This window comes from Streptomyces bikiniensis (genome assembly GCF_000716625.1).
GTDB classification, from domain to species: Bacteria; Actinomycetota; Actinomycetes; order Streptomycetales; family Streptomycetaceae; genus Streptomyces; species Streptomyces bikiniensis.
The window spans coordinates 1-22,034 of record NZ_JNXJ01000042.1; the positions used below are offsets into that span (position 1 = coordinate 1).

39 protein-coding genes are annotated in these 22,034 nt (G+C 71.6%); 2 read left to right on the forward strand and 37 right to left on the reverse strand.

What is annotated here, in order from left to right; all coding sequences use genetic code 11:
• The coding region (locus OO47_RS38105; RefSeq protein WP_209440462.1) for a hypothetical protein at window positions 1-186 on the forward strand (186 nt) is incomplete at its 5' end.
• On the opposite strand, the gene OO47_RS26830 is transcribed toward OO47_RS38105, so the two are convergent.
• The 34 genes from OO47_RS26830 to OO47_RS26985 all read right to left on the reverse strand — a co-directional run bounded on the left by OO47_RS26830 (window position 183) and on the right by OO47_RS26985 (window position 18,367).
• On the reverse strand, window positions 183-344 hold the full coding sequence (locus OO47_RS26830) for a hypothetical protein (RefSeq protein WP_158708699.1): 162 nt from the start codon (window positions 342-344) through the stop codon (window positions 183-185). The genes OO47_RS38105 and OO47_RS26830 overlap by 4 nt on opposite strands.
• Before the next feature lie 212 nt (window positions 345-556).
• Window positions 557-1,672, reverse strand: a complete 1,116-nt coding sequence (locus OO47_RS34140) for a ParB/RepB/Spo0J family partition protein (protein WP_051716285.1) — start codon at window positions 1,670-1,672, stop codon at window positions 557-559.
• Entirely contained in the window at window positions 1,672-2,406 is a 735-nt protein-coding gene (locus OO47_RS26840) for a ParA family protein (RefSeq protein WP_030220353.1), read from the reverse strand. Before OO47_RS26840 ends, OO47_RS34140 begins: the two co-directional genes overlap by 1 nt.
• A gap of 384 nt (window positions 2,407-2,790) precedes the next feature.
• Complete coding sequence (locus tag OO47_RS26845; protein WP_051716286.1) at window positions 2,791-3,213, reverse strand: hypothetical protein; 423 nt, start codon at window positions 3,211-3,213, stop codon at window positions 2,791-2,793.
• Between the two features lie 19 nt (window positions 3,214-3,232).
• Entirely contained in the window at window positions 3,233-3,652 is a 420-nt protein-coding gene (locus tag OO47_RS34145) for a RapZ C-terminal domain-containing protein (protein ID WP_106969483.1), read from the reverse strand.
• An 88-nt stretch (window positions 3,653-3,740) separates the two neighbouring features.
• Window positions 3,741-3,920: a hypothetical protein gene (locus tag OO47_RS26855; RefSeq protein ID WP_030220362.1), complete on the reverse strand. Its 180-nt coding sequence runs from the start codon at window positions 3,918-3,920 to the stop codon at window positions 3,741-3,743.
• Window positions 3,920-4,399, reverse strand: coding sequence for a hypothetical protein (locus OO47_RS26860; protein ID WP_051716287.1), 480 nt, complete (start codon window positions 4,397-4,399; stop codon window positions 3,920-3,922). Before OO47_RS26860 ends, OO47_RS26855 begins: the two co-directional genes overlap by 1 nt.
• Window positions 4,399-4,602 (reverse strand): hypothetical protein, encoded by a 204-nt coding sequence (locus OO47_RS26865; protein WP_030220366.1) that lies wholly within the window; start codon window positions 4,600-4,602, stop codon window positions 4,399-4,401. Before OO47_RS26865 ends, OO47_RS26860 begins: the two co-directional genes overlap by 1 nt.
• A gap of 102 nt (window positions 4,603-4,704) precedes the next feature.
• On the reverse strand, window positions 4,705-4,896 hold the full coding sequence (locus OO47_RS26870) for a hypothetical protein (protein ID WP_030220369.1): 192 nt from the start codon (window positions 4,894-4,896) through the stop codon (window positions 4,705-4,707).
• Entirely contained in the window at window positions 4,893-5,339 is a 447-nt protein-coding gene (locus tag OO47_RS26875) for an ASCH domain-containing protein (protein ID WP_030220373.1), read from the reverse strand. The genes OO47_RS26870 and OO47_RS26875 overlap by 4 nt, the downstream gene beginning before the upstream one ends.
• Complete coding sequence (locus tag OO47_RS26880) at window positions 5,336-6,010, reverse strand: GGDEF domain-containing protein (protein WP_030220376.1); 675 nt, start codon at window positions 6,008-6,010, stop codon at window positions 5,336-5,338. The genes OO47_RS26875 and OO47_RS26880 overlap by 4 nt, the downstream gene beginning before the upstream one ends.
• Before the next feature lie 91 nt (window positions 6,011-6,101).
• Window positions 6,102-6,398 carry a hypothetical protein gene (locus OO47_RS26885; protein WP_030220379.1) on the reverse strand — a complete coding sequence of 99 codons (297 nt, stop codon included), beginning with the start codon at window positions 6,396-6,398 and terminating at the stop codon, window positions 6,102-6,104.
• 162 nt (window positions 6,399-6,560) lie between these two features.
• Window positions 6,561-6,812: a hypothetical protein gene (locus OO47_RS26890; protein WP_030220383.1), complete on the reverse strand. Its 252-nt coding sequence runs from the start codon at window positions 6,810-6,812 to the stop codon at window positions 6,561-6,563.
• A 119-nt stretch (window positions 6,813-6,931) separates the two neighbouring features.
• Window positions 6,932-7,060 (reverse strand): hypothetical protein, encoded by a 129-nt coding sequence (locus OO47_RS38515; protein ID WP_267883721.1) that lies wholly within the window; start codon window positions 7,058-7,060, stop codon window positions 6,932-6,934.
• Window positions 7,057-7,761 carry a hypothetical protein gene (locus OO47_RS26895; protein ID WP_030220388.1) on the reverse strand — a complete coding sequence of 235 codons (705 nt, stop codon included), beginning with the start codon at window positions 7,759-7,761 and terminating at the stop codon, window positions 7,057-7,059. The genes OO47_RS38515 and OO47_RS26895 overlap by 4 nt, the downstream gene beginning before the upstream one ends.
• 260 nt (window positions 7,762-8,021) lie before the next feature.
• The gene (locus tag OO47_RS26900; protein ID WP_030220392.1) at window positions 8,022-8,564 is read right to left on the reverse strand and encodes a hypothetical protein; all 543 of its coding nucleotides are present in this window, start codon (window positions 8,562-8,564) and stop codon (window positions 8,022-8,024) included.
• Complete coding sequence (locus tag OO47_RS26905) at window positions 8,561-8,974, reverse strand: hypothetical protein (protein WP_030220396.1); 414 nt, start codon at window positions 8,972-8,974, stop codon at window positions 8,561-8,563. Before OO47_RS26905 ends, OO47_RS26900 begins: the two co-directional genes overlap by 4 nt.
• Window positions 8,971-9,327, reverse strand: coding sequence for a hypothetical protein (locus OO47_RS26910; RefSeq protein WP_030220399.1), 357 nt, complete (start codon window positions 9,325-9,327; stop codon window positions 8,971-8,973). Before OO47_RS26910 ends, OO47_RS26905 begins: the two co-directional genes overlap by 4 nt.
• A 105-nt stretch (window positions 9,328-9,432) precedes the next feature.
• Window positions 9,433-9,642 (reverse strand): hypothetical protein, encoded by a 210-nt coding sequence (locus OO47_RS26915; RefSeq protein ID WP_030220401.1) that lies wholly within the window; start codon window positions 9,640-9,642, stop codon window positions 9,433-9,435.
• On the reverse strand, window positions 9,639-10,607 hold the full coding sequence (locus OO47_RS26920; protein WP_234323304.1) for an ATP-binding protein: 969 nt from the start codon (window positions 10,605-10,607) through the stop codon (window positions 9,639-9,641). The genes OO47_RS26915 and OO47_RS26920 overlap by 4 nt, the downstream gene beginning before the upstream one ends.
• On the reverse strand, window positions 10,604-10,954 hold the full coding sequence (locus OO47_RS26925) for a hypothetical protein (RefSeq protein WP_030220407.1): 351 nt from the start codon (window positions 10,952-10,954) through the stop codon (window positions 10,604-10,606). The genes OO47_RS26920 and OO47_RS26925 overlap by 4 nt, the downstream gene beginning before the upstream one ends.
• A complete protein-coding gene (locus tag OO47_RS26930) occupies window positions 10,951-11,553 on the reverse strand; it encodes a hypothetical protein (RefSeq protein ID WP_030220408.1) in 603 nt (200 codons plus the stop codon). Before OO47_RS26930 ends, OO47_RS26925 begins: the two co-directional genes overlap by 4 nt.
• A gap of 104 nt (window positions 11,554-11,657) precedes the next feature.
• A complete protein-coding gene (locus tag OO47_RS26935) occupies window positions 11,658-12,278 on the reverse strand; it encodes a hypothetical protein (RefSeq protein WP_030220411.1) in 621 nt (206 codons plus the stop codon).
• Window positions 12,279-12,349: 71 nt separating this feature from the next.
• Window positions 12,350-12,640 carry a hypothetical protein gene (locus OO47_RS26940; RefSeq protein WP_030220414.1) on the reverse strand — a complete coding sequence of 97 codons (291 nt, stop codon included), beginning with the start codon at window positions 12,638-12,640 and terminating at the stop codon, window positions 12,350-12,352.
• Window positions 12,637-12,885 carry a hypothetical protein gene (locus tag OO47_RS26945; protein WP_030220415.1) on the reverse strand — a complete coding sequence of 83 codons (249 nt, stop codon included), beginning with the start codon at window positions 12,883-12,885 and terminating at the stop codon, window positions 12,637-12,639. The genes OO47_RS26940 and OO47_RS26945 overlap by 4 nt, the downstream gene beginning before the upstream one ends.
• 20 nt (window positions 12,886-12,905) lie before the next feature.
• Entirely contained in the window at window positions 12,906-13,337 is a 432-nt protein-coding gene (locus tag OO47_RS26950) for an RRQRL motif-containing zinc-binding protein (protein WP_030220418.1), read from the reverse strand.
• 281 nt (window positions 13,338-13,618) lie between these two features.
• Window positions 13,619-13,792 carry a zinc finger domain-containing protein gene (locus OO47_RS36990; RefSeq protein WP_158708700.1) on the reverse strand — a complete coding sequence of 58 codons (174 nt, stop codon included), beginning with the start codon at window positions 13,790-13,792 and terminating at the stop codon, window positions 13,619-13,621.
• On the reverse strand, window positions 13,756-14,061 hold the full coding sequence (locus OO47_RS26955; protein WP_030220421.1) for a hypothetical protein: 306 nt from the start codon (window positions 14,059-14,061) through the stop codon (window positions 13,756-13,758). The genes OO47_RS36990 and OO47_RS26955 overlap by 37 nt, the downstream gene beginning before the upstream one ends.
• 42 nt (window positions 14,062-14,103) lie before the next feature.
• Window positions 14,104-14,439 carry a hypothetical protein gene (locus OO47_RS26960; protein WP_030220423.1) on the reverse strand — a complete coding sequence of 112 codons (336 nt, stop codon included), beginning with the start codon at window positions 14,437-14,439 and terminating at the stop codon, window positions 14,104-14,106.
• Window positions 14,440-14,568: 129 nt separating this feature from the next.
• Window positions 14,569-14,775, reverse strand: coding sequence for a hypothetical protein (locus tag OO47_RS26965; protein WP_030220426.1), 207 nt, complete (start codon window positions 14,773-14,775; stop codon window positions 14,569-14,571).
• Between the two features lie 15 nt (window positions 14,776-14,790).
• Entirely contained in the window at window positions 14,791-15,252 is a 462-nt protein-coding gene (locus OO47_RS26970; RefSeq protein WP_234323305.1) for a DUF6197 family protein, read from the reverse strand.
• Window positions 15,249-17,465, reverse strand: a complete 2,217-nt coding sequence (locus OO47_RS26975; RefSeq protein ID WP_030220433.1) for a type IV secretory system conjugative DNA transfer family protein — start codon at window positions 17,463-17,465, stop codon at window positions 15,249-15,251. Before OO47_RS26975 ends, OO47_RS26970 begins: the two co-directional genes overlap by 4 nt.
• 15 nt (window positions 17,466-17,480) lie before the next feature.
• Window positions 17,481-17,873, reverse strand: coding sequence for a hypothetical protein (locus OO47_RS26980; RefSeq protein WP_030220435.1), 393 nt, complete (start codon window positions 17,871-17,873; stop codon window positions 17,481-17,483).
• Window positions 17,874-17,896: 23 nt separating this feature from the next.
• Window positions 17,897-18,367, reverse strand: a complete 471-nt coding sequence (locus tag OO47_RS26985) for a hypothetical protein (protein ID WP_030220437.1) — start codon at window positions 18,365-18,367, stop codon at window positions 17,897-17,899.
• Window positions 18,368-18,383: 16 nt separating this feature from the next.
• Between OO47_RS26985 and OO47_RS36995 the strand changes: the two genes are divergently transcribed.
• On the forward strand, window positions 18,384-18,731 hold the full coding sequence (locus OO47_RS36995) for a hypothetical protein (RefSeq protein ID WP_158708701.1): 348 nt from the start codon (window positions 18,384-18,386) through the stop codon (window positions 18,729-18,731).
• Between the two features lie 384 nt (window positions 18,732-19,115).
• On the opposite strand, the gene OO47_RS26995 is transcribed toward OO47_RS36995, so the two are convergent.
• The 3 genes from OO47_RS26995 to OO47_RS27005 form a co-directional block, all read right to left on the reverse strand.
• A complete protein-coding gene (locus OO47_RS26995) occupies window positions 19,116-19,334 on the reverse strand; it encodes a hypothetical protein (RefSeq protein WP_030220439.1) in 219 nt (72 codons plus the stop codon).
• Between the two features lies 1 nt (window position 19,335).
• Window positions 19,336-20,001: a hypothetical protein gene (locus tag OO47_RS27000; RefSeq protein ID WP_030220441.1), complete on the reverse strand. Its 666-nt coding sequence runs from the start codon at window positions 19,999-20,001 to the stop codon at window positions 19,336-19,338.
• Between the two features lie 169 nt (window positions 20,002-20,170).
• A complete protein-coding gene (locus OO47_RS27005) occupies window positions 20,171-21,988 on the reverse strand; it encodes a DUF2637 domain-containing protein (RefSeq protein WP_030220444.1) in 1,818 nt (605 codons plus the stop codon).
• Window positions 21,989-22,034 lie beyond the last annotated feature (46 nt).

Sequence of the window (22,034 nt, forward strand, 5' to 3'; positions counted from 1 at the left end):
CAGGTCATCCGGGACAAGATCAGCACGCACCCGGACACCCTGCCGACCAAGATCACCGAGCACAAGACCCACGGCTCATCTCATTCTGAAACGATCAGTAAATCGCTCTTGAGGGCGGTTGGAAGAGATGCAACGCAAGAGGGGCCAGCCTTATGGGCTGGCCCCTCTTGCGTGGTGGGTTATTAAAGCTGTTTGAGTCGTCGGAAGTTCTCTTCAAGGATGGTGGCGAGCTGGAGGCGGCCGGGGGTGGCCAGTCCGCGGGCGAGGTCTTCGACCAGTGTGTCGGTGTTGCCAGCAAGTTCGGTGTAGCGGTATAGGAAGCGACTGCGCTGCTCGAGGTCCATGCTCCAGAGGGCTTGCTCCACGGCATTCGCACCGCCCTTCCGGAGGGCTGCAGAGCTTGGCTCGGTCATACCGGGCGCTGAGGTTCCAGGTTCCGAGTGCCTACGGCGTAAGCACTTGAAGGTGCGTCCTGGACACCTGGCTATAACTGCGGGTGCACCTATGCACGGAAGCCCCTGCTCATCACTATGGAGAGCAGAGGCTTCCGGTTGGGCTATGCGTCTCGGAGGCCGGCAGTAACCTCTTCGAGGATGTCTGCGAGCGAGGCGCGGTCCTGCGGGGTGAGGTCTCCTCTCATATCGGCGATGACGGCCTCTACTCCTCGGCTGCGTCGGAAGTAGCGCAGGATGAACGCGCTCCGTTGTGCCGGGTCCAGATGGGCGAATGCCGCGTCCATGAGTGCGGAGCCGTCATGCCAGAGCGCTTCGGTTCCTGTCGGTGCCTGCGGGAGCGTGGTGATCCGAGGTTCTGGAACGAGGCGGGTGGGTTCGCTGATGCCGGGGGACGTTGCTGCCGCCGCTCCCCCACTGTTCGGCGCGGCTTCCGGTGCAGGGCTCAAAACCGGGTTTTGAACCGGCGAGGTCACCGGAGCGGCCGTGCGCTTGCGTGTGGCCTTCGGCGCCTGGGCCTTGCTCAGCTCCTCGGCAGCGATGGCCTTCTGCTGTTCCGGGTCCTGGATCCGGGCGATCTTCTCGGCTGTCTTGACCTTGAGCTGCTTGGTGTCGACAGCTTCTTGAAGCTCGGGCGGCAGGTTGAGCAGGGCCAGGCGGTTGGAGACGTACATCTGGGACTTGCCGATGCGCTCCGCGACCTTCTCCTGGGATCCGTGGCGTTCGATCATCCGCTGCAGGAACTCGGCCTCCTTGTAGGGAGGGATGTTTTTGCGGTGGATGTTCTCGATGATGACGGCTTCGTCGAGTTTGTCGTCGTCTTCGTTGCCGAGGCGGTCACGGACGCGGATCTCGAGCTTTGTCCAGCCGAGCTGCTTGGCTGCGTGGAAGCGCCGGTTGCCGAGGATGATGACCCACTGGGCGTCGCCGAGCTTGGAGCCGTGCTCGGGCTTGACGCGGAGGAAGGCCTCGCGGGACATGGCGACGGCGGGCTGGAGTTGTCCGACGGACTGCATCGACTCTTTGAGTTCGCGGAAGTCGGGGTCGTCGTCGGAGTAGTCGGCGTCGGTGCGGGGGTTCTCCGGGTTGCCAACGAGCATGTGCATGTAGGCGGTGGTCGGCGGCGTCTCCGGCTTGGCCGGCTCGTCGGCGGAGGCCCTCTTGCTGCCGGGCTTTCCCGGTCCGTCGAGGAGGTCGGCCCAGGGCTTCTTCGTCGCCATCAGCGGGAGCCCTTCTTGCCAGCGCCGAGCTCGAGGGCGAGCTGGTAGAAGTCTTCACGGGCTTCCATCGCGACCCGGTTCTTCTTGTACTGGGTGACGACGGTGCCTTCGAGTGCTGCCCGGGTGTGGACCTTGTAGTGGCGGACGACGGTGTTGGCCAGGTTCCAGCCTTGGGCGCGGACGAAGTCCTTGGTCTGGTCGAGGTCGGCTTCGCCGTCTCGGGGGTCCCAGTTGTTGATGACGACGAGGTAGGGGATGCCGAGTGGCTTGACCACTTCCTCGATGGTGTCGCGGGTCGGCATGAACCCGAGCGGCTCGGGTTCGACGGGGACGATGATGTCGTCGGCGTTGGCCAGGACGGCGCGCATGGCGTCGGCGGCGGTGCTCTTGCCGAACGGGTCGCCGGCCTCTTCCTTCTCGTCCTCGGGAAGGTCCATCCATCCCGGGGTGTCGATGAAGGCGTGCTTGATCTTGCGGGACTTCTTCAGGGCGGCGAACAGCTCCAGGTCGTCCTTGGAGTTGATCTGTTCGAAGGAGAAGGGGAGCTCCTGGCCGACTCGCTCTGACCACCAGGTGGTCGAGCCCTGGGGGTCGGCGGAGACGGCTGCAACGTAGTAGGGGTCGCCTTCGGGGGAGGCGCCCAGAACGTGAGCGGTGATGGCCGCGGTGTTGACGGTGAGAGTCGACTTTCCGACTCCACCCTTGCGGTTGATGAGCGCGGTGATCCGTGCCATGGGTGGTACTCCTGATGCTCCGTATGCTTCCCAGCCGGACTGGCTGGTACTAGCGGACCGGGACAGGATGCCACGTATCGCCCTGCCGGGAAGTACTGGAGGCGTGTCGTGGTTCAAAACCGGGTTTTGAACGGCTGGCATCAGAGGCTGCCTGCTCACCGCCGGTCTTCTTCAAAACCCGGTTTTGAACTACTCACCGCGAGCCTCTGGCCTGGAGAGAGCTCAATGGAGATGTCACCAGGTGACCACCCTCGCTGGGGGCTTCATGGCTGAACCGTTCAAAACCGGGTTTTGACGTGGGCGCCAGGGAGGCCGCCCCCGAAACCAAAAAAGCCGCCGCCTCCGCGAAGGTGCGGAGGCGGCGGCCTTCATCGTGGTGCGTTGTCAGCGGGCCCAGGTGGCGGGCTGGGGTTCCAGGTTGGGGTTGGGTACGGCGACGGCTGCTGCCGGGGTAGCGGAGTGCCGCATGCCGGTGACAGGGATGGCGCCGGGCTCGTCGGGTCGGGCCCAGGCGAGGTTCCAGGTGCCGTCGGGGTGGCAGTGGATGGCGGCGTGGGTGTGAAGGGCGCGGGGGATGCGGGGGATTACCTCGCCGGGGTCGTCGTCGGGGTAGAGGCACCAGCGGGTGCAGTCTTGGACGCGGCGCATATAGAGGTCGGCGGCCTGGATGGCGGTGACCCAGCGGCGGTGGCCAAGGAGGACGAAGAGCGCGGGGTGGTCGCCTTCGTCGGCATCCGGGGCGGGCAGGCCGGTGATGTGCAGGCCGCCGAGGACCGAGGTGAAGCCGGGGCTTGGCCGGGGGTCCAAAACTGGGGGTCGGCGGCGGTCACCGGCGCGGCCGGGTGTCGGTGTCGGTCGTCTTGAGAACGCGCGGCAGATGGACGTGGAGGTGTTCGACGTCGACCTGGAGGCCGCGGGCGCGGACTTCTCGGGCAAGGAGTTCAGTGAGGCTGGCGGCCCTGTGCTTGCCGCCTGCACAGCCGATGGCGATGCGGCGGGGGCCGGCGGGCAGGGTCGCGTAGTCGGCGAGGTTGGCGAGCAGCTCGCAAGCGCCGGGCGTGTTGAGGACGACGTCCTGGACGCGGGGGTCGAGGCCGTCGAGGTCGAGGATGTCGCGGGCGGCGGCCAGGTCGCGGAGCCGGTCGCGGACGTCTTCGATGCGGTCGGCGGCGGGCGGGACGGGGGAGCCGTCCGGGCCGGTGGGCAGTTGCAGGTAGCCGAACGAGATCAGCCGGATCGTACGCAAGGGAGCCTCCTGCTCGGTGATGAGGTGCGGGAACACGGGGAGCGCTGCGCCCGGCCGGGAAGGGTGGGCGCGGGCGCTCCGGGTGGTGCTACTGGGTGGTGGTGCCGGTGACCACGAGGAACTGGTCGCTGGGCAGGTCCATCACGACCTGAGCATTGGTGCCCTGGGCGCGCTGGGCGGCTGCGTACTCTTCGGCCGGCCAGGAGCCGCGCGGAGCTCCGGCGGGGAACCGCTCCAGGACGGTCCGGGGCTGCTCGGTGGTGGCCATCAGGAGTCGCCGCCGTTCACGCGCTCGTGGGTGTCGATGAGGTTGGCGATGGCGTCGGGGTTGTCCGCCAGGCCGATCCACGCCCCGTACGCGGTGAAGACGGGGACCTCCTCGCGGTCGGGTTCGAAGATGACGACGTAGTCGCCGTACCGGTCGAGCACCATGTCGCACAGGACCGGGACCAGCGCGGTGTCGAGGACTTCCAGGGCGTCGACGACGAGCCGGGCGGGCTCGCCGGGCGACGGCGGCTGGACCAGGGTGCCGGTCGCGCGCAGCAGGTCGCCGGGCTGGATGGCGGTCAGCAGCTCGTGGACGATCCTCGGGTCGCCGCTGGTGCAGGTGACGACCGTGTCGTGGATGTCTTCTTTGACCGAGTCGAGGTCGGTGGGGACGATCAGGTCGAAGGTGGCGGTGTCGCGCGGGCCGGGGGCGGGTATCGCGTCGACCCATCCGTCGAGGGCGCAGTGCTTGGTGTCCATCAGCTGGCCTCCGCCAGGGTCTCGGTGGTGCGAGGGGCGTGGGGTTGGGTGGTGCGCTGGGCGAGGACCAGGAGCTCGCGGTTGCGCTGGCGCTGTGCGTCGGTGAGCGGGCGGGCCTTCGCGCCGTGGCGGTGCCAGAGCGGGGAGGCCGGCGGCTCGGGGTAGGCGAGGGTGTGGTCGACGTCGTGGTCGGTGCTGCTCATGGGTCCTCCGGCTGGAGGTGAGGGGTTCAGGCGTGGTCGGTTGTCGCGCCGCCCTTGGGCTGGTCGGAGACGAACCGGGGTCTCGCTGGGGTGCGCCGCGTTTCAGAGCTCCGCGCAGACTTTGTGGACGGGCTCTTTGGCGTGGGACCTCAGCGGGGTGGTGGTGCCGCACAGCACGCACGGGGCGGGCGGCCCGAAGTGCGCGGAGTGGCGCCAGTTCAGGAGCTGGACCGGCGCCGTGGGCTGCTCCGGCTGTGCGGGCACCGCGCGCAGGTGGCGGCGCCGGGCGGTCACGGCCGCAGGTTGGGCAGCTGCTGGAGGACCAGGGCGACGAGGTCCGGCGTCGGTCTCCAGGCGGAGAGCGCGCCGGTGGCGGGCACCGGGAGGGGCAGCTCGCGGACGTCGTCGAGGACTAGGTGGTGCGCGTCGCGCTGCGCCCAGGGGCTGGTGCAGCGCTCGGGGCCCTGGTCGGGGTGGCAGTCGGTGAGCCGGGCGACGCCGATGACCGCGCCGCGGTGGAGCTCGCGGCCGCGGATCGCGGTGGCCACCAGTGGGTCACGCAGCAGGGCGGGGTCCGGTTTCGCCTTCCCGGCGTGGATGAGGACCCAGCCGCGCCACGGCCAGTTCGCGGGCCGGTTCTCCGTGGTCTTCCCGGCGAGGATGCAGGTGGCCCAGGGCTGGCGGATCGTGATGCCGCGGATCCAGTCGCCGGTCGGCGGAAGGGGCGGAGTGGTCATGCCGCTCGCCCCCAGACGGCCGTGCCCGGTCGGCCTGCGCGGCGCCCGTTGACGGACGGCACGGAGGCGTGCGCGGCGGTGGCGAGGACCGGGCGGCCGGTGTGCTTGCCGTCGTACAGGGCAGCGTCGGCCGCCCGCTGAAGGAGCGACAGGTCCCGGCTGCCGACGGCTTCCGGGGTGGCGGCGCCGACCGAGGCGGCGACGTCGACGGTGCGGCCGTCGTCCAGCGTGACCGGGGTGTGCAGCATCCGGACCAGCTGCTCCAGGCGGAGCGCGCGGCGGTCGGCGGGCAGTTCCAGGACCACGGCGAACTCGTCGCCTCCGAGGCGGCCGACCGCTGCGCGCGGGCCCGCCCAGGTGGTGAGCCGTGCACCGAACGCCGCGAGGACGGCGTCCCCGGCCGGGTGCCCCATCGTGTCGTTCACCGCCTTGAACCTGTCGGCGTCGACCATGACCACGGCCGTGTCGCCGTGTCGGGCCAGGAGCCGGCGGGCGCGGCTCGTGTAGGCGTCGCGGCGCAGCAGGCCGGTCAGCGGGTCGCGTCGGGTGGCGGCGAGCTGCCGGTGCAGGGCGACGGCGTGGACGGCCCAGCCGGTCAGCGGCACGGCGGCGGTCGTCAGTAACAGGGTGCGCTGGCCGAACCGGCTTCGAGCGCGCAGGAGGGACGACATACTGGGGTTCTCCGTCTCGTCTCGTACGGGATGGGTAGACCCGGGGCAGGCGGTCGGTTTGGACGCCGTGAGCGCCTGTCCCGGGGTGGAGCTACAGCGCGAAGTCGCTGTGGGGGGTGCAGCTGAGCGGGTTGTGCCAGCGGCCGGCCTTGGCGGCCGTCCACTCCATCTCCCAGCCGGGCCGGATCCCGGACGCTCCCCAGCCGTCCGGCTGCCTGCCGGGGTCCTCGAGGCCCGCCGTGCGCGCGGCGTCGTAGACCTCGTGGGCGCGGCGCAGGGCCGTGGTGGGGGAGTCCGCGACGCCGGTGAAGACGTGCAGCCCCCGCAGGGTGGGGCTGGCGGTGTCGTGTATCGGGACGTCGACCTCGTAGAACTCGCGGTTCGGCATGACGCCCATCTCCTTCCTCCGCTGGTGCGTGAGGGGCCACCGCGCCGTCCCGGCCTTGGTGGCCGGGGCGGCGTGGAAGCCCGTCGCGGTCGCGACGGAGAGGGAAGCGGGAGCGAGGGCCGTTCCGGCCCGGGGAAGCCGGGCCGGAACGGCGGTGCGGGTTCAGCCGTTGTCAGCGGCGGGGTCCTGGTCGGCGGACCCGTAACGCTTGGTCTGCCGCAGGATCTGGTTGCGCTTGACGTCCAAGGCATTGGCGACGTCCTGCTGCGCGCCGTGGTACCGGCGCTGCAGGCGGTCGATCTCCTGCCAGAACTCGGTCTCGATGCGCTCGTGCTCGGACTCGCGGCGCTGGCTGGCCTGGGCGACCAGGTCGCGCAGCTCGGCGCGGGCCTGGTCGTCGGGGCGGGGGGTCATGTCGGGCTCCAGGGGGAGTTGAGGGACGATGTGTCTGCCCCCTGCTCCTTCGTGGAGCGGGTTGGGAGGCCCGGGGCGGCCGGCAAGGTTGGTAGCCGGTAGGCGGCCGCCCCGGGGCGTCACCAGACGCGGCCGTTGTGGGTGGAGGTCTTCAGGTCCAGGTGACCGGCGCCGCGCATGCGGATGTTGCCGTTGTGGGTGCGGGCGGCGAGGCGGCCGGAGAAGGCCGGGGTGGCGCTGATCGTCACGTCGCCGTTGTGGGTGCGGGCGGAGCCGCGGTGGCCGTTGTAGGCGCGATGGTGATGGAGCCGTTGTGGGTGCTCGCCTCCAGCTCCGTCTCGACGCGGTCGATCAGCACGGAGCCGTTGTGGGTCTCGGCCTCGAGGACCTTCACGCCGCCCGCCTGGAGCGAGCCGTTGCGGGCGTCGAAGCGGATGGCCTCCAGGTCGCCGCGCACGGTCGTCTCGGCGTTCTTCGTGTTCACGGCCAGCGAGGACCCCGCGGGGAGGACGATGTCGACGGTGATCGTGCCGGTCGCGCCGCTGACGACGGTGCGCTGCTCGGCGACGACCCGGCCGCCGGCCACGACGCGCTGGCCGCCGACCCAGATGTCTCCGTTGCTGATGGTCATGCCGGTCATGGTGCCGGTGTTGATGACGCCGCCGTTGAAGCTGACGACGTTCCCGCCGACCTGCATCACCGAGTAGCTGCCGCCGGTCTGCCCGGCGGTGTCGTCGGGGACGGAGACGGTGAGCTTGTTGCCGCGCTCGGTGAACAGGGTGTCGTTCACGGCGTCGGCGACGGGGCCCTCGGTGGCGGCGGTGTGGACGCGGACCCGGCCGTGGACGGCCTTGGGGTCGACGGTGACGTTGACCGCGCCGTGGGAGACCGACAGGTCCAGCTCGATGGCGCCGGCGGTGTTCATGACGTGGATCTTCTCGCTGCTCAAAGCGTGCTCCTTGATCGGAGAGCGTGGGGCCGGGTGGCCCCCACACATCAATGGTGCATCCTCGAAGGATGCATTTCTAGTGCTTGGCATCTTTCAAGGATGCCTTTTTGTGTTGGTGCAGGTCAGCCGCCCCTCGCGCGGCACGGCGCACGGTCCTCGGGACGTACGCGCGTGCCGGTCCGACCGCTGAGCGGCCGTCACGACCCGCACCCCGTCCGGTCCCTGGATACAGCGGCGGGCCGGAGGTGGTGGCGAGACGGTCAGTAGCCGCGGTGGTCGTCAACGACGTCGGCCGTCTCGACCATCTGGACGGCCAAGCGGTAGAGCTCGCGCGCGGCGTCCCGGACGGGCCGGCGGTGGATCAGGGCGGCGGCGAACTCGGTCGCCTTCTCGGCGAGTTCGCTCGCCCGGGTCGCGAGGACCTCCTCGGCCGCGGTGTCGCCCGGCTCGGCGGGCAGCTGCACGAGGAGCTGGTGGACCACGGCGGCCATCACCGCGCTCGCGGCGGCGAGGTCGCCCATCGACAGCCAGTCCTCCAGATCCTCGTGCCCGGTCAGGTCCGGGGTGTAGGCGGCGGTCGGGGTGACGGCGGTGGTGCCCTTCGTCCACGCCTGCAGGATGACCCGGCCCTGGTACGGGTCGGCGCCGATCCTGCGGTCGGTGACGGAGTGCAGGAGGGTGACCGCCCGGTCGCCGGGCCGGGTGTCGGGCACCCAGGCCCCGCCCAGGCGCTGGATCAGGACGGCCCCGAGGCGCTCCAGCGGGTCGGGCCTCATGGCCGGGGCGGTGTCGGTGATGGTCATCGGACGGTGTCCTTGAGTTCGTTCTGGACGCGGGAGCCTTGGACGTAGTCGATGCCCTCGGCCATGTAGTGGAGGTCGATCAGGGTGCCGGAGTTGTCGATCCGGTCACGGAGCTCGTCGAGGCGGGCCCACGCGGTGCGGAGCTGTCCGGCGAGCCAGGCCGTGTCGCTGGTGGTGTCCTCGCCAAGGCCGGCCTCGATCGCCGTGAGGCGGTCGGCGTCCTGCTCGCTGGCCGCGAGGTAGCCCAGCGCGCGGTGGTACTCGGCCTCGGTGAAGAGCTCGTGGACGCGGCGCAGGAGGTCGGCTTCGGGGTCGGCGTCGTACTTGGCGAAGCCGCGCTCCCAGACCAGGAGGCGGGCCAGGTCGTAGTCGTCCCGGCCCGGTTCGGCGCTGTCGGTGCGGAACGTCATCGGGCGCTCCTTGCGGTGGTGGGGCCGGGGTGGCCGATGACGGTTGCGATCTGCCGGGTGGAGAGCAGGTGGCCGGACCGGTCGAGCTGCTGGTGGAGCGCGGTGACCATGGCGTCCCGGCAGCGCAGTCGGGTGACCTCGGCCACCAGCCAGGCGATGTCGGCCGGGGCGTGGGCAATGAGCTCTCCGGCGGGGAGCTTGGTGTCGCCGCTGGCGCCGAGGACGGCGACCGGCTGGCCGGTGATGTCCTCGATGAGGCCGGCGTCGCCGGAGCGCTGGCGCCAGGTGGTGTCGGGCAGGGCGGCGAGCCGGGCCCGGATCTCGGGCAGCCGGTCGGGGAAGGCGCTGTGCAAGGGGTGCTCCTCACTCAATGAGCCGGGCCGGGCCCGTGGTGGACCCGGCCCGGCGGCGGGAAAGCAGGACGGTGAAGGGGAGGGGAAGCCCGGCCGGACCGGTCGTCAGAAGTCGACCCGGATCGTGATGGGCTTGCGGCGGTCGCCGTAGTCGCGGCGCGGGTCGTGGACGGTGCGGCAGTGCGCGGCGAGGCCCGCAGCCCCGCCCTGGATGGGTAGATGGCAGTCCGGGCAGCCGCGCCACCACTCGTCCCCGGCCGGGAGTTCGGCCGGGGTGAGCGGGTGCGGGTGCGGGCCGTCGGCGGCGCGGCTCACGCGGCCTCGTCCGCGTACGGGACCTGGAGGTCGTCCTCGGGGGCGTCGGCCTCCTGGTCGTCGCCGTCGCCGTGGACGGTGCAGACGATGTCCGGAGCGTTGGCCAGGTGACCGGTGAGCGCGTCGAGGAGCGTGGTGACCGAGTGGGCGGGGGCCCAGGCCGGGGCGGTGCACTCGTCGTCGACGGGGCAGGCGGTCAGCAGGTCGAAGCCGTAGTCGCCCTGGCCGTCGACGTTCTCGCGCAGGGCGAGGATGAGGCGGTCGGCGCCGAGGGTGATCTCGGCGACGCGGTCGCCGCCGGCGAGCGTGGAGCCCTCCGCCCACCGCCACAGCGGCAGGACCGCGTCCCCGAAGACCCTGCGAACGAGAAGGAGGGAACCGAGGCCAGGGTTGCCGTCCCAGCCGAGGTCGGCGCGGCGGGTGTCGCTGGCGCGCTGCAGCAGCGGCTCCAGGCGGTGGAGTTGGTCGGCGAAGACGACGTGGTCGAAGCCCTCGCCGCGCAGGCCGGGGAATGCGGTGGTGGCTGCGGTGTGCTGGGCGCGGACGGTGTCGGCGGGCACGGCGCGGTCAGGGGTGCGGGCGGTCTGCCGGATGACGCACAGGGACACCGGGGTGCCCATGAGGACCGCGACCGCCGGGACGCCGTGGCGGCGGGCGGCCTGCACCAGCCCCGCCCGCACGGCGCGCTCGCAATTCGTGGCGTCTACGACGGTCGTCTTCTTGCGGGTCAGGCGGGCCTCCAGGACGGTCCGCAGGGCCGCGACCGCGTCGGCGGTGGCCTGCTGGTCTCCGGCCTCGTCCGAGACCATCGCCCTGAACGCGTCGAGCTCCAGCACCTGGGAGGGGTTCCAGGTGGCGGCGAAGGTCGACTTGCCGGAGCCGGCGGCGCCGATCAGGACGATGAGCGCGGGGTCGGGGATGGTCGTGTCGAGCGGCTGGAGGGTGGCGGTGAAGGTGCGGGTCACGGGTGTTCTCCCTGCGGGTGGAGGGTGGAGGTGGCCTGGTGCAGGCGCATCCCGGCGGAGTCGATGACGAAGTCGGCGGCTTCCTCGAGCGCGCAGGCCGCGGCTTCAGCGTCGTCCTGGTCGATCGGGGTGCGCAGGGCCGTCTTCGCGGCGGTGGTGAGGAGTTGCTGGAGCGAGCCGAGGAGGCCGCCCTGTGGGTCGGTCTCGTCGAACAGCTCCCGCAGCATCCCGGCCAGGAACTCCGCGTCGGCGGGGCCGGCGAGTTCGTCCTCGATCTGCTGGAGGGCGAGCTGGGCGATCCCGGCGGAGGCGCGGACGCGCTCCAGGCGGCTGCGGGCGACGGTCACCGGTGGGCGCGGGGGCGGGTGGCGAGCCAGGTGGTCAGCGCCGCGGCCCCGATGCCGATGGCCCGGTGGAGGGCCTGGTCCAGCTCCATCAGCGCGGACCCGGGCCCGGAGAGTTCGGCGGTGACCTCGCCCTTGTCGTTGACGCGGGCGGCGGTGCAGTGGTCGACGTAGCCGCGCTTGCCGAAGGTGTCGGCGAGCTTCAGCAGCGGCTCGCGCCGGTCGATCACCAGATGCGTCGCCGCGTTGACGGCGGCGCCGGCGAGGAGCGCCCCGATCGGGACGCGGTGCCCGAGGGCGCGGGTGACGCTGAGGGCGGTGGCGAGCTGGACGGCGGTGTAGGAGCGGACGTGCCGGCAGGCGGCGGCCCGGCCCAGGACGCTCGCCCGGTAGACCGGGACGTCGGAGTCGACCGGGTCGGCGCCGTCGGGCAGCGGGGTGCCGTCGGCGTAGACGTAGTGGTCGCCGTGCAGGCCCTTCAAGCGCGCGTCGTCGCTGGACTGGACCCAGTGGTCACACAGCGGGTGGACGGCGTCGAAGACGCTGAGGAGGGTGCCGAAGAGGGCCAGGCGCTCGGCGGTGCGGGGCGGTAAGGCGGTCACGGGGGCTCCTTCGTGAGGGCGGGGCAGGGCCGGGCTGTCCGGTCCTCCGCACCGCCCCCGGACTCCGCGCGAGGGCGCGGGCCAGGGGGCGGCACAGGGAGCCGTCAGACCGTGCTCGGCACCACCGCGTCGGCGGCCTCGGCCGTCTTACGGGTGTGCAGGAGGTCCTCGTGGATCTGCCGGACGTTGGTGATGGGGACCGGCGTCGGGTCGTCGGCGGTGAGGAGGGTGTAGTGGTGCTGGGCGATGCCGCGCTCGTTCTCCCCGCGGCTGTAGTGCAGGACCGTGCCGGGGGCCAGGTAGAAGGTGGCCTCCCCGGTGGTGTAGCCGCGCCACCGGTCGACGTCGCGGAGCAGGCCGTCGCTGAGGTCGATGCGGTAGGCGTGCTGGGCGGCCCGGTGCGCCGCGTCGTCCTCGGCGGCCGCGGCGATCTGGTCGAGCGCCTCGTCCAGGCCGTCCGGGATGCCGGTGTCGGTGGAGGCGGGCGGGGTGATGCCGTAGGCGCGGCGGCGGACCGGGGCGAGAGCGGCGTCGAGCGCCATGCTGAGCGTGAAGGCACTGCTGAGCGCGATGACGCCTGCGGCGGGCAGGCGCCAGTCGGCGTCGAAGCCGACGGGGTAGTAGGCGTAGCCGGTCACAGCGCCGGCTACGGCACCGGCCCACAGGGCGATCGTGTCGATGGCGCCGAGCAGGGCCTGAATGGGGCGACGTACGGATGCGCGCACGGGATTCTCCTCGGAGAGAGATAAGGACAGCCCGCCGGGCAGCGGGCCGATTCAAAGCGGAGTGGGGCGGATCAGAAGGGGGGTTCGTCCCACCAGGCGGGGCGCGGCAGGAGGGGCAGGCGCAGTCCACGCCGGTCGGTCCAGCAGCCGCACGCCTCCATGTCGGGGTCAGGACCGCCGGCCCACCAGCCGCCCTCGCCGCGGCAGTCGGGGCAGTCGGGCCGGGGCAGGGGCGTGAGCTCGAGGCGGTACCGGTCCACGTAGAGCTCGAACCGGGCAGTCCTGAGCGCGGCAGCCGCCACCGCCGCAGCGAGCGGAACGGCGGCGGCAAGCAGGGCGGCCCGCAGGCGGCGGCCGGTCACGTCAGCGGGATCGCGCGGCAGGCGGTGGCATGGTCGTTGGCGTCCGGCCGGACGCGGAACAGGTAGCTGACTTCCGGGCTGCGGGAGGAGTCGCCGCAGCCGAGGCAGCTCCAGCGGTTGTCGTGGGCGTTCTCGCCGGAGCCGGTGACGTCGACGTACGAGCCGCCGGTGGTGACGAACCGGATAAGCAGGCCCTTGGGACGGTCGGGCTCGGTGAAGGCGGAGGCACGAACGGCGGTGCTCATGGGCTGGTGATCCTCTCGGGTCATGCGGCGAGCCGGTGATCCGGCGCCGAGGGAGCGATGTAGGAGCTGGGGTCGGCGGGCGTGCCGTCGAAGCACTCCAAGCACGACCCCAAGGTCTGCAAGGGAAGGCAGTGGAAATAGCGCCGGCCACAGGGCCCGGGACACGTCTGACGAGCAGCCATCGCCTTGTCGAGCGCGGCCTCCTTCGCAAGCGTCATCGCGAACTTCGGCTTCGCCAGGTCGATCCGGTACAGCCACGCCCACCGCTTCCCGCCGCGGCATTCGATCCGGGCGACCGGCTCGGCTCCTCCGGGGCGCAGCCCCATCTCCCGCAGCTGGCGGCGGGTCGCGAGGTTTTCGCGCCCGGCCTGCTTCCAGCGGAAGACCGGTAGCGAGCCGTCGCCGGGGTCGTGCGGGTCGACGTCGACCAGGCCCTGGTCCTGGTCGGCCATCACCTGCTCCAGGTGCCGGGGAGCCGGGCGGGGTGCTGCGGGTAGCGGGGGCCGGGGCGCTGCGGGCGCGGGCGCCCGATCCGGCGGCGCGTACGGGGAGTGAGCACGAGGTGTCCTCCAACAAGGGGTTAATGGCGGGCAGTGCTGTGCCCCGTCGGCGGGCGGTCCGTCGATGGGGCGTGGGGAAGGGGGGCGGTGGCCGGGCGGCCTGCCCGGTCACCGGGACCAGCCGCCCCCGGGGGTGGGGGCGGTGGTGCCGGTGGCCGGACGGGGTGACCGGATCAGCGGGTGGCCGCGAGGGCGGCGGTGCGGGCGCGGTGGACGTCGTGGCGGCGGGGCCGGGTGCCGCTGTGGGAGGTGCACAGGGCGTCGGGCTGGGAGTCGCAGGCCGGGCAGGCGACGGTGAGCGCGGGGTTGTTCAGCGCGGGCGCCTGGTCCGGGGTGAGGTCCTGCACACCGGGGGCGTCGGTCTGGGGCGCCTTGTCGTCGGGGTACTGGCGACGAGCTGGTCCAGGAGCTCGCGGAGGCGGTCGGCGTTGCCGCGGACCCATCCGGGGACGAGGTGCTGGCCGTGGCCGTCGGTGTAGAAGGCGGCGGTGTCGCGGGGGTCGGCGAGCGCGTCCTTCAGGTGCGCCATGGCCGCCACCATCTCGGTGATCGCGGGGGCTTCGATACGGCTGGGCCGGCGGCTGTGCTGGCAGTGCTGGATCTGAGGGGAGGTCAAGGCTGTTCCTTTCGCGGGCGAAGGGGTGGTCGGGGCCGGGGGTCAGAGAGCGGCGGCGACGAGGAGGAGGGTGAGGGCGGCTGTCCCGCCGATCAGGAGGGCGGCGCCGGCGCTGGCCCACCAGTAGTGGCCCATCGTCTTCTCGTCGCGCAGGTCGCTGAGGGCGTCGGCGATGCGGGCGTGGAGCGCGGCCAGCGGGGACAGGGCGGCGTACCAGCGGCCGAGGCGGTCTATCTGGCCGGCGATCTCGTCGTCGGGGATGTGTCCGCCGTGGACGCCCTGGCGGTGGGCGGTGCCTTCGGCGTCCAGGTCGTCGGGGTCGAGGACGACGGGGCTGGTGGTGCGGCAGATGGTGCAGCGGTAGCGGTATCGGTGCACGGCGGTCGGGCTCCTGCGGGGTGAGGGTGGTTCGGGCAGGGAACGGCGACGCCCCGCCCGGAAGGAGGTTCCGGGCGGGGCGTGATGACGAGCTGTGCGGGCCTTCCGCGTCTGGGCGGAGGCGGGTGGTCAGGTGTTGATCTGCCTGCGGACGTCCGCGACGAGGCGCAGGATCTCGGTGGCCATGTCGGCGATCGTCTGGAGCTGCCTGTCGATGTCAGCCGGGTCCGAGCCAGTGAACGAGAACGAGCGGCCGTCGTCGCTGCCCGGCTGCGGGCCGGTGAACGAGAACGACCTGTCACGGTCCGGTTCGGGGTTGGTGAACGAGAACGACAAGGCAGCTCCAGCCGGTCAGATGTTCATGCGGTGGGCACGCCGGATGGCGGCCTCCCACACGCTACGCACCTGCGCTCCGCTGTGGGAGTCGTTCCAGGACGGGATGGTCTCCCACTTCTTGCCGTGCTGGCGGCGGGCCTCGTCCAGCAGGAGGTTCCCGGCGTCGCGGTAGGCGGCGTTGCGGGAGCCAGCCGCGGCGCGCAGGGCGCCGATGGAGCAGCGGGCGCCCTCGGGGTGGACGAGGGAGTACCTGGCCCAGCCGTGGGTGTCGAGGAACGCGAGCGCGTCGGTGAGGGTCTTCTCCACCGGCCCGGTCAGGCGTACCGCAGGAGCGGTGGTGAGGGGAAACCGCGCGGGAGCCGCGAGGGCGGCGGGGGCGGCGGGTTCCGGGGTGGGGTCGGGGTCGAGGAGCTGGAACGCCTTCGCGTACAGGTCCTGGTCGACGGGGGTGAATCCGTTCTGGGTTCGGGTGTTCATCCTGCTGCCTTCCACAGTCCGTTCTCGTTGGTGACCTCGCCCCGCTTCTTCAGCTCGGACAGTCGCGGCTTGACGTTCTTCGCGGAGGTCTCGAGCTTGCGGGCGATGGTTTCGGCGGTCATGGGGATGGAGTGCTCCTGGAGGAGCTCGAGGATGCGCGGCTTGATCAGCTCCTGTCCTTCGGACGCCGCCGGGGCTCCACCCGGCCGGACGGGCGCGGGGACGGCGTGGAGATGGGCGGGGTTGTGGTGGGCCGCCTCTTGGATGGAGGGGGCGCCCTCGGCTGCGGCGAGGAGGTCGGCGAGGCTGCCGATCAGGTTCTTGCCGCGCTTGTCGACCATCGGTGTCTGGGCGATGGCGTCGCGCTCGCGCCAGGCGTCGCAGTCCTCGATCCCGACCGGCGGCTCGCCTCCGGCGAGGGAGACGGGCGGCACGTCCAGGTGCAGGGAACGGAACTGCACGGCCTGGCTGCCGGGCGTGAGCAAGTAGCCTAGGCCGAAGGTGCCGTCCTCGGGAGCGGCGGCGACCTCGGTGGCCAGGCCGGACATGTCGCGGTCGGCGACCTTGGCGTACTGGCCGGGCCACTGCGAGGGGATCATCGACAGGTCGATGCCCTCCGCACCCTCCACCGCGTTCGCCCCGACCAGCGAGCCCTGGCCCTTGGCGCAGCGCAGGAACACCGCGCCGCCGCCGATGAGGAGCTGGGAGCGGATGACCGTGCTGTTGCCGAGGTCTTCGGCGAGCGGGGTCTGGGTGGCCAGGACCACGCCGATGCCCCGCTTGAGGGACCGGCGGGTCAGCTGCTCCACGATCGCCTTGGCCTCCGCGTGGTACGGGGAGGAGGCCGACAGCAGCATGTGCGCCTCGTCGACGACGAACAGGACCAGCGGGTCGGTGAACGGGAACGCCGGGCTGCGGTAACGGGCCTCGCGGTCGAGCATCAGCGCGTAGGCCAGACGCAGCGCGCCCATCGCCTCGTCCAGGCCGTCCCCGAGGTAGGCCGAGAGCGAGGCGCCGGCGATGGTCCCGGCCTGCGGGGAGGCGAGGATCACCGCGATGCCGGAGAGGTGGGCGGAGAGCAGGATCTGCTCCAGCAGCCCCGACTTGCCCGAGCGGGAGCCGCCCACCAGGTAGAGGTGGCGGGCACCAGACCCGGGCTGCGCGAGCGGCAGGAGCGCGGCCCGGCTGTCGACGTAGGTCCCGGCGCGGACGTAGCCGCGCGAGTCCATCGCCAGCTCGTCCAGAACCGAGGAGAGCATCGTGCCGTGCATCAGCGCGTGTTCCCGCATCACCCGGATCCCCATTTGGCTGGGCTTGTCGCCGGGAGCCAGGGCGATCTGGATCGTCTCCAGGTCGAGGTTGCCCGCGAGGTCCTGAAGATTGACGGTGCCGATCGCCCGGCGGTCGCGGGTCGCAATGCCTTCCCAGTCCAGCGGCCCGTCGTAGCGGGTGACGGTCAGGGTCGTGCCGGGCATCGCGCCCTCAGGCCCGGCCACGTACGCGGCCCACAGCTCCTCGGGAGTCGTGGGAGTACCGGCCGTGATCTGCGGCTGCGCCGCCGGTGCCGTCAGCTGCACGGTGACCGGCAGGGCGTTCGGCGCGTAGTGCTTGGGGTCGCCCAGCTCCACCTGGGAGACGGGGACCTTGTAGACGGAGGCGATGTCGGCTTCCCGGACCTTCACCTGCTGCCCGGGGGGCAGGGTGATGATCCCGGTGAACGTCACGTGGCTGTCGATCTGGAGGGCGAGCTGCTCCAGGGTGGCGCCGGGCTGGATGAGCTTGCGGCCCTCGGTCTGGGTGGGGCCGGAGATGAACTCCGCCCAGAAGGCGGCGATCACCTGCTCCTGCGAGCTGAGCCCCGTTCCCGTGCCCGTGGCCTGGACGGTGGTCGCGGGCGTGAGCGCGGCAGCGGGGGTGTGACCGGTGAGGTTGCGGTGGTGGGCGAGGGCGGCCGCCCCGGCCGGGACGGCGAGCCCGAGGGCGATCAGCGGGTTCATGCCGACGGCGAGGACCTCGCTGGCGGCGATGCCGCAGCCGGTGGTGGTGAGGCCGCACGCGATCAGGGACCGCAGAACCGGGGCGGAGGCGCCGACGGCCCACGCTCCGGCTCCGGCCGCCGCGGCGGCGAGGGCGGACCAGGGGCCGGCGGCGAGTGGCACCACCGCGAGAGCGGCGGGCGCGTACTGAACGAACTGAGCTCGGGTCGGCCCCATGGTCCTTCGGTCTCCTTAACTCTGGGCGTAGAAGCCGGCTTCGGCCATCTCAACGGGGGAGGAGTCGACCGCGTCGGCGATCCCGCCGTGGTCGGTTTCGGTGGTGGTCTTCGCGTCGTCGGCGGCCGCGGAGGCGCTGTCGGCGGCGGAGGTGTAGGCGCCGGCCGCGTCCTTGACGCCGGTCATGGTCAGCGCGGCGTCGGCGAACTCGCTGGTGGTCTGGTCGTCGACGGCCAGCGCCTTCATCGTTTCGGAGGCGTCGAGCATCTGCTCGGCGGCGTCGTTGACGTCGGCGGCGAGCGTGGTGACGGTCTGGGCGTGGGCGTGGACCTTGTGGGTGAGCCAGGCCAGCTTGGTGCGCAGGGCCGCGTAGTTCGCGGCGTCCTTCAGGGTCTCGGTGGCGCTCATGCGGGGGCCTCTCCTTCTCTAGGTCAGCGGGCGTTGTAGAAGTCGCGCTCGGCGGGCTTGGTCAGGGGGGAGTCGGCGACGGCCCGGAAGATCCCGCCGTGCCGCAGCTCGGCGTTCGCCGAGGCGGTGCGGCACGCCTCCTCGCCGCCCTGGATCTTGTCGTGGACGTCCTTGGCGGCGGCGGCCTGGAGGTCGAGCTGCTCCTTGAGGTGCTGGCACTTGGCGATGAGGCGCTCGCCGACGCCCTTCGCGGTGATGTCGGCGATGAGCGTGTCGCAGTCGGTGGCCAGCTCCAGGGCCTCGTCCATGAGCTCCAGGGCGGTGTCGGTGCTGGCCTGGCACAGCGTGGCCGAGCCCTCGGCGAGGTCGATGACCTGGGTGAGGGTCATGACCTCACCGCCGCTGTAGGTGCGGGACTTGCCCGCTGCGGTGGTGACGTGGACGCCCTTATCGTCGACGGTCGCGGTGTGCGGGACGGGCGGGTTGGGCTGCATAGAGGGGTCCTTCCGGATGTCGTCGGGCAGCTTGACGGTGCGGGGCCGCGGGATGGTGCCCGAGGGCGGGACCGCGGACCCCGGCGGCACCGTCACCGGTGGCTCCGTCGGCGGCGGGGGAGCCGTCGGGGGCGGCGGGGGTGCGGACGGCGGTGGAGGAGCCGTCGAGGGCGGGGGTGCCGTCGGCGGCGGGGGAGTCGTCGGCGGCTCCGTCGGCGGCGGGGGCGTTGTCGGCGGCGGGGGCGCGGACGGTGGTGTCGTCGAGGACGACGTCCCCTTCGGCGTCGTCGAGGACGGCTTCCCCTTCGGCGGCTTCGCCTCAGAGGGGTCTGCGGAAGGGGAAACGGAAGGCTTCTTGAGGTAGGCCGAGCGCCATCCGTCGCGCAGGCCACCGGCCATATGAGCGCCCACCAGCAGGCCGTAATGTGTTTTCGCCGCAATGTTGTACGGCGTGTTTCGGAATGTGTCCGGAGTCCGGGACGGCTCCCATTTCGATTTCGGTTTAGCGGGGGGCTTTTTGATTCCCGCCTCTTCGTATTTCCCGTGCGTTTTCTCCACGCCGAACAGGTAGCTGATGGCGAGGAGTACGAGGAGTTCCATGACCCTACCTTCTGTGACTCTGTGTGGTTGAGATCGGTTACCGGTTACCGGTTACAGGCCCTCAGGACCCCTGGTTCGGGTCGCCTGGCGGGCAGAACCGGGGGTCTCTGGGGGCTGTAACCGGTAACCGGTAACCGCGATCGGTCACTCAGCGCGACGACGAGCCGATGTTGTTCACGGTCGTGTTCGCTGTGTTGAACACCGACTCCAGCGTGGTGCGGATCTGCTCGCTGAACGGCGTGTAGGGCAGGAAGATCCCGGAGACGATCAGCATGATGCAGATCGCCATCTGCTTCCCCTTCGTCTTCTTGAAGGTGAAGAACAGCGCCCAGCAGAACAGGGCGAGAGCGAAGAACTGAAGCGTCATTTTATGCACCCTTCTCGAAGGTGAATCCCTTGTCGTTCATGGGGGTTACCGCGCCCGAACCGGAGGGCGTGGAGAGTTTCTTGTAGGCGATGAATCCGCCGCCCGCGACGAGCGCCACCCACAGCCAGGGGCTGGAGGTGAGGCCGCTGTCGGAGCTGGCGCCAGCGGGCTGCTGGGCCCTGGAGGCCGTGCCGTTGAAGGTGGGGGCGGCGCACTCGGGGATCCTGGAGATCTCGAAGCCGGTCGCCTTGGCGACGGCCGCCGCGCGGTCCTTCATGCACTCGCGGTAGACGGTCATCTCCCGCTCGTACGCGGCCTTGGCGGCGGCCTCCTCGATCTGCGCCCGCTGCTTGTCGGCCTCCGCCGCGACCAGGGCGTTCGCGGCGGCCTCCTGGGCGCGCGCACGCTCCTGGGCGGCCTGGTCGGCCTGCACGTTGGTAACGGCGATGACCGTGCCGCACACGGCGACGACGGCGATCGTGCCGCACACGGCGAGCGCCGCCGAGTTGCGGCGCATCCCGCCGACAGCGGCGGAGAAACGCGAGGTCGCGGGCTTCTCCGGCTTCTCCGGCTTCTCCGGGACCGGAGAAGCGGGGGACGTCGGAGGGGTCGGGGGGGTCTGGGGGTTCATGAGGCTGAACTCCTTGTCCCAGTCGATGCCGGACATGGCTGATGAACTCCTTCTCGGTGTCGTTCGAGCCCGCCCAGGCGTGCCGGAAGCGGGGTCTGATCAGGGGAAACGTGCTGTACTGGGGGTGGCTGCTTCCGGCAGTCGCAGCGAGGGCCAGCCCACTTCCGATGGGCTGGCCCTCACTGGTGTGTGCCGGACGGGTGGGTCAGGGGCGGTAGCCGCCGGCAAGCAGCTCGGCCGCCTCCTGGCGGTACTCCGAGGCGGTACCGGGCGACACTTCGAGCGCGCCCTGGATGTCGGAGAGCGGCAGGTTGCCCGCGATGCCGGCCGCCTTCGCGAGGATCAGCCGGGCGACCTTGCGGACCGCCCGCTCGCGCGGGGAGAGCTTCGCGGCGTCCTCGGCTTCGACCGCGCGCTGCTCGATTTCGGCAGCGACCCGCCGCGTTTCGGCAGCGGCCTTCTCCGCTTCGGCGGCCTCCTTCTGGGAGCGCGCGATATCGGCGAGAGCGGCCTCCCGGAGGCGGTCCTCCTCCGTCTTCTTGCGGTCGGCTTCGGCAGCAGCGCGCCGCGCTTCGGCGGCGGCCTTCTCCGTTTCGGCAGCGGCCCGGTCCGCTTCGGCAGCGGCCTTGCGGGCCTCGGCAGCGGCCTGGGTCTCGACGGCCTGTGCCTCGGCCGCCGCGACCTGGTCGGCCTCCGCAGCTTCCTTCCGCTTAAGGGCCGCCTGGCGCTCCAGCTCGGCCGCCTCCAGGTCCGCCTCGGCGGCCGCCTTGCGCGCCTGGGCGATCCGCTCGGTCTCGATCGCGCCGGCCTCCGCCGCCGCGACCTTGTCGGCCTCGGCCGCCGCCCGGCGCTGCTCGGCGGCCTTGCGCTCGAGCTCGGCCTTCACCAGGTCCGCCTCGGCCGCCGCCTTGCGCTCCTCGGCCTCCAAGCGCTCCGCCTCGGCCTCGCGGGCGCGGGCCTCGGCGACCACAGCCTTGTCGAGGGCCTGAAGTTCCAGCTCAGCGGCCCGCTCTGCGGCGCTGACCTGGGCTCGGGCGTGGGCGCGGGCCTGACCGGTCTGGCCGTCGACCTCCGCCTGGGCCAGGTCGACCTCGCCCTTGGCACGCAGCTTCTCGGCCTCCGCCTTGGCCTTGGCGACCTCGCTGCGGGTTTCCGCCTCCAGGCGCCGGCGCTCGGCCTCCGCCTTGCGCTCCTGGGCCGCCCGCTCCTGGTCGTCGGGCATGGCCAGGGCCTGGGCGACGGTGTAGCCGTGCGCGGCCATCTTCATCGGCAGCAGCTCGTCCTCGCTGGCCTTGCCGAGGTCGCCGTCGTACTTGCGCTTGAGCCACTGCTCGTAGGCGATGAGCTCCTGCTGGCGCCGGATCATCTCGGGGTAGGAGGTGACGTTGTGCAGCCGCATCCGGCGGTAGAAACGCGGGGTGGCGACCGGGGAGAGGATCCAGCGGTGCAGCGGGATCCGGTCAGCGACCGTACCCGCCTCCAGCCTGGCCTTTTGGATGATCAGGCGGCGGGCGGCCTCCACACCGATCACGAACAGCACCGGCATGACGCCGTGGCTGGCGGCCTGCACCGGGTCGGAGGCGATCTGGCCCTGTGAGCTGGCGTTGAACCAGATCGTCGCACCGGTCATCGCGTGCGCGGCCATCCGCAGGAGCGGCCACGCGGTGTTCTTGCGGATCAGGTACAGGTCGAGCGCGAGGAACGCGATGATGCTGGCGTCGACGCCGACCGGGAACCACGGGGCCAGCTCCGGGCTGAATCCCCAGCTCAGGGCGACCTTGGCCAAGGTGCTGTAGGACATCGCGAAGCCGATGACGCCGACCAGCGTTCCGCCGACCGCGGCGACGAGCGACAGCGCAGTCATCAGCCGGTCGCGGGTGGGCTTGATCGTCTTCCGCTTGTCCGGGCGCGAAACGCCCCGGGCCGCTCCCGAAGTCTTCTCGGGCGTGTCCGAAGCGCGGTGCGGCGGGCGCGAAACGGGGGTGTCAGCAGCCGCGGTCTGCGGCATGTCGGTGATCGTCATGGGGGCCTCCGAGAGGGTCGTTCAGGGTGTGCGCGAAACGGCGGGG

Coding starts and splice junctions, on each gene's coding strand:
- OO47_RS27005 (WP_030220444.1), bottom strand. CDS start 21,988: ATGACGATCACCGACATGCCGCAGACCGCGGCTGCTGACACCCCCGTT.
- OO47_RS26855 (WP_030220362.1), bottom strand. CDS start 3,920: ATGGCCACCACCGAGCAGCCCCGGACCGTCCTGGAGCGGTTCCCCGCC.
- OO47_RS26830 (WP_158708699.1), bottom strand. CDS start 344: ATGGACCTCGAGCAGCGCAGTCGCTTCCTATACCGCTACACCGAACTT.
- OO47_RS26970 (WP_234323305.1), bottom strand. CDS start 15,252: ATGAACACCCGAACCCAGAACGGATTCACCCCCGTCGACCAGGACCTG.
- OO47_RS34140 (WP_051716285.1), bottom strand. CDS start 1,672: ATGGCGACGAAGAAGCCCTGGGCCGACCTCCTCGACGGACCGGGAAAG.
- OO47_RS26900 (WP_030220392.1), bottom strand. CDS start 8,564: ATGACCATCACCGACACCGCCCCGGCCATGAGGCCCGACCCGCTGGAG.
- OO47_RS27000 (WP_030220441.1), bottom strand. CDS start 20,001: ATGTCCGGCATCGACTGGGACAAGGAGTTCAGCCTCATGAACCCCCAG.
- OO47_RS26875 (WP_030220373.1), bottom strand. CDS start 5,339: ATGACCACTCCGCCCCTTCCGCCGACCGGCGACTGGATCCGCGGCATC.
- OO47_RS26995 (WP_030220439.1), bottom strand. CDS start 19,334: ATGACGCTTCAGTTCTTCGCTCTCGCCCTGTTCTGCTGGGCGCTGTTC.
- OO47_RS26885 (WP_030220379.1), bottom strand. CDS start 6,398: ATGCCGAACCGCGAGTTCTACGAGGTCGACGTCCCGATACACGACACC.
- OO47_RS26880 (WP_030220376.1), bottom strand. CDS start 6,010: ATGTCGTCCCTCCTGCGCGCTCGAAGCCGGTTCGGCCAGCGCACCCTG.
- OO47_RS26950 (WP_030220418.1), bottom strand. CDS start 13,337: ATGGCCGACCAGGACCAGGGCCTGGTCGACGTCGACCCGCACGACCCC.
- OO47_RS26840 (WP_030220353.1), bottom strand. CDS start 2,406: ATGGCACGGATCACCGCGCTCATCAACCGCAAGGGTGGAGTCGGAAAG.
- OO47_RS26980 (WP_030220435.1), bottom strand. CDS start 17,873: ATGAGCGCCACCGAGACCCTGAAGGACGCCGCGAACTACGCGGCCCTG.
- OO47_RS26945 (WP_030220415.1), bottom strand. CDS start 12,885: ATGAGCACCGCCGTTCGTGCCTCCGCCTTCACCGAGCCCGACCGTCCC.
- OO47_RS26890 (WP_030220383.1), bottom strand. CDS start 6,812: ATGACCCCCCGCCCCGACGACCAGGCCCGCGCCGAGCTGCGCGACCTG.
- OO47_RS26905 (WP_030220396.1), bottom strand. CDS start 8,974: ATGACGTTCCGCACCGACAGCGCCGAACCGGGCCGGGACGACTACGAC.
- OO47_RS26975 (WP_030220433.1), bottom strand. CDS start 17,465: ATGGGGCCGACCCGAGCTCAGTTCGTTCAGTACGCGCCCGCCGCTCTC.
- OO47_RS36995 (WP_158708701.1), top strand. CDS start 18,384: ATGTCGTCGGGCAGCTTGACGGTGCGGGGCCGCGGGATGGTGCCCGAG.
- OO47_RS26860 (WP_051716287.1), bottom strand. CDS start 4,399: ATGGACACCAAGCACTGCGCCCTCGACGGATGGGTCGACGCGATACCC.
- OO47_RS26985 (WP_030220437.1), bottom strand. CDS start 18,367: ATGCAGCCCAACCCGCCCGTCCCGCACACCGCGACCGTCGACGATAAG.
- OO47_RS26865 (WP_030220366.1), bottom strand. CDS start 4,602: ATGAGCAGCACCGACCACGACGTCGACCACACCCTCGCCTACCCCGAG.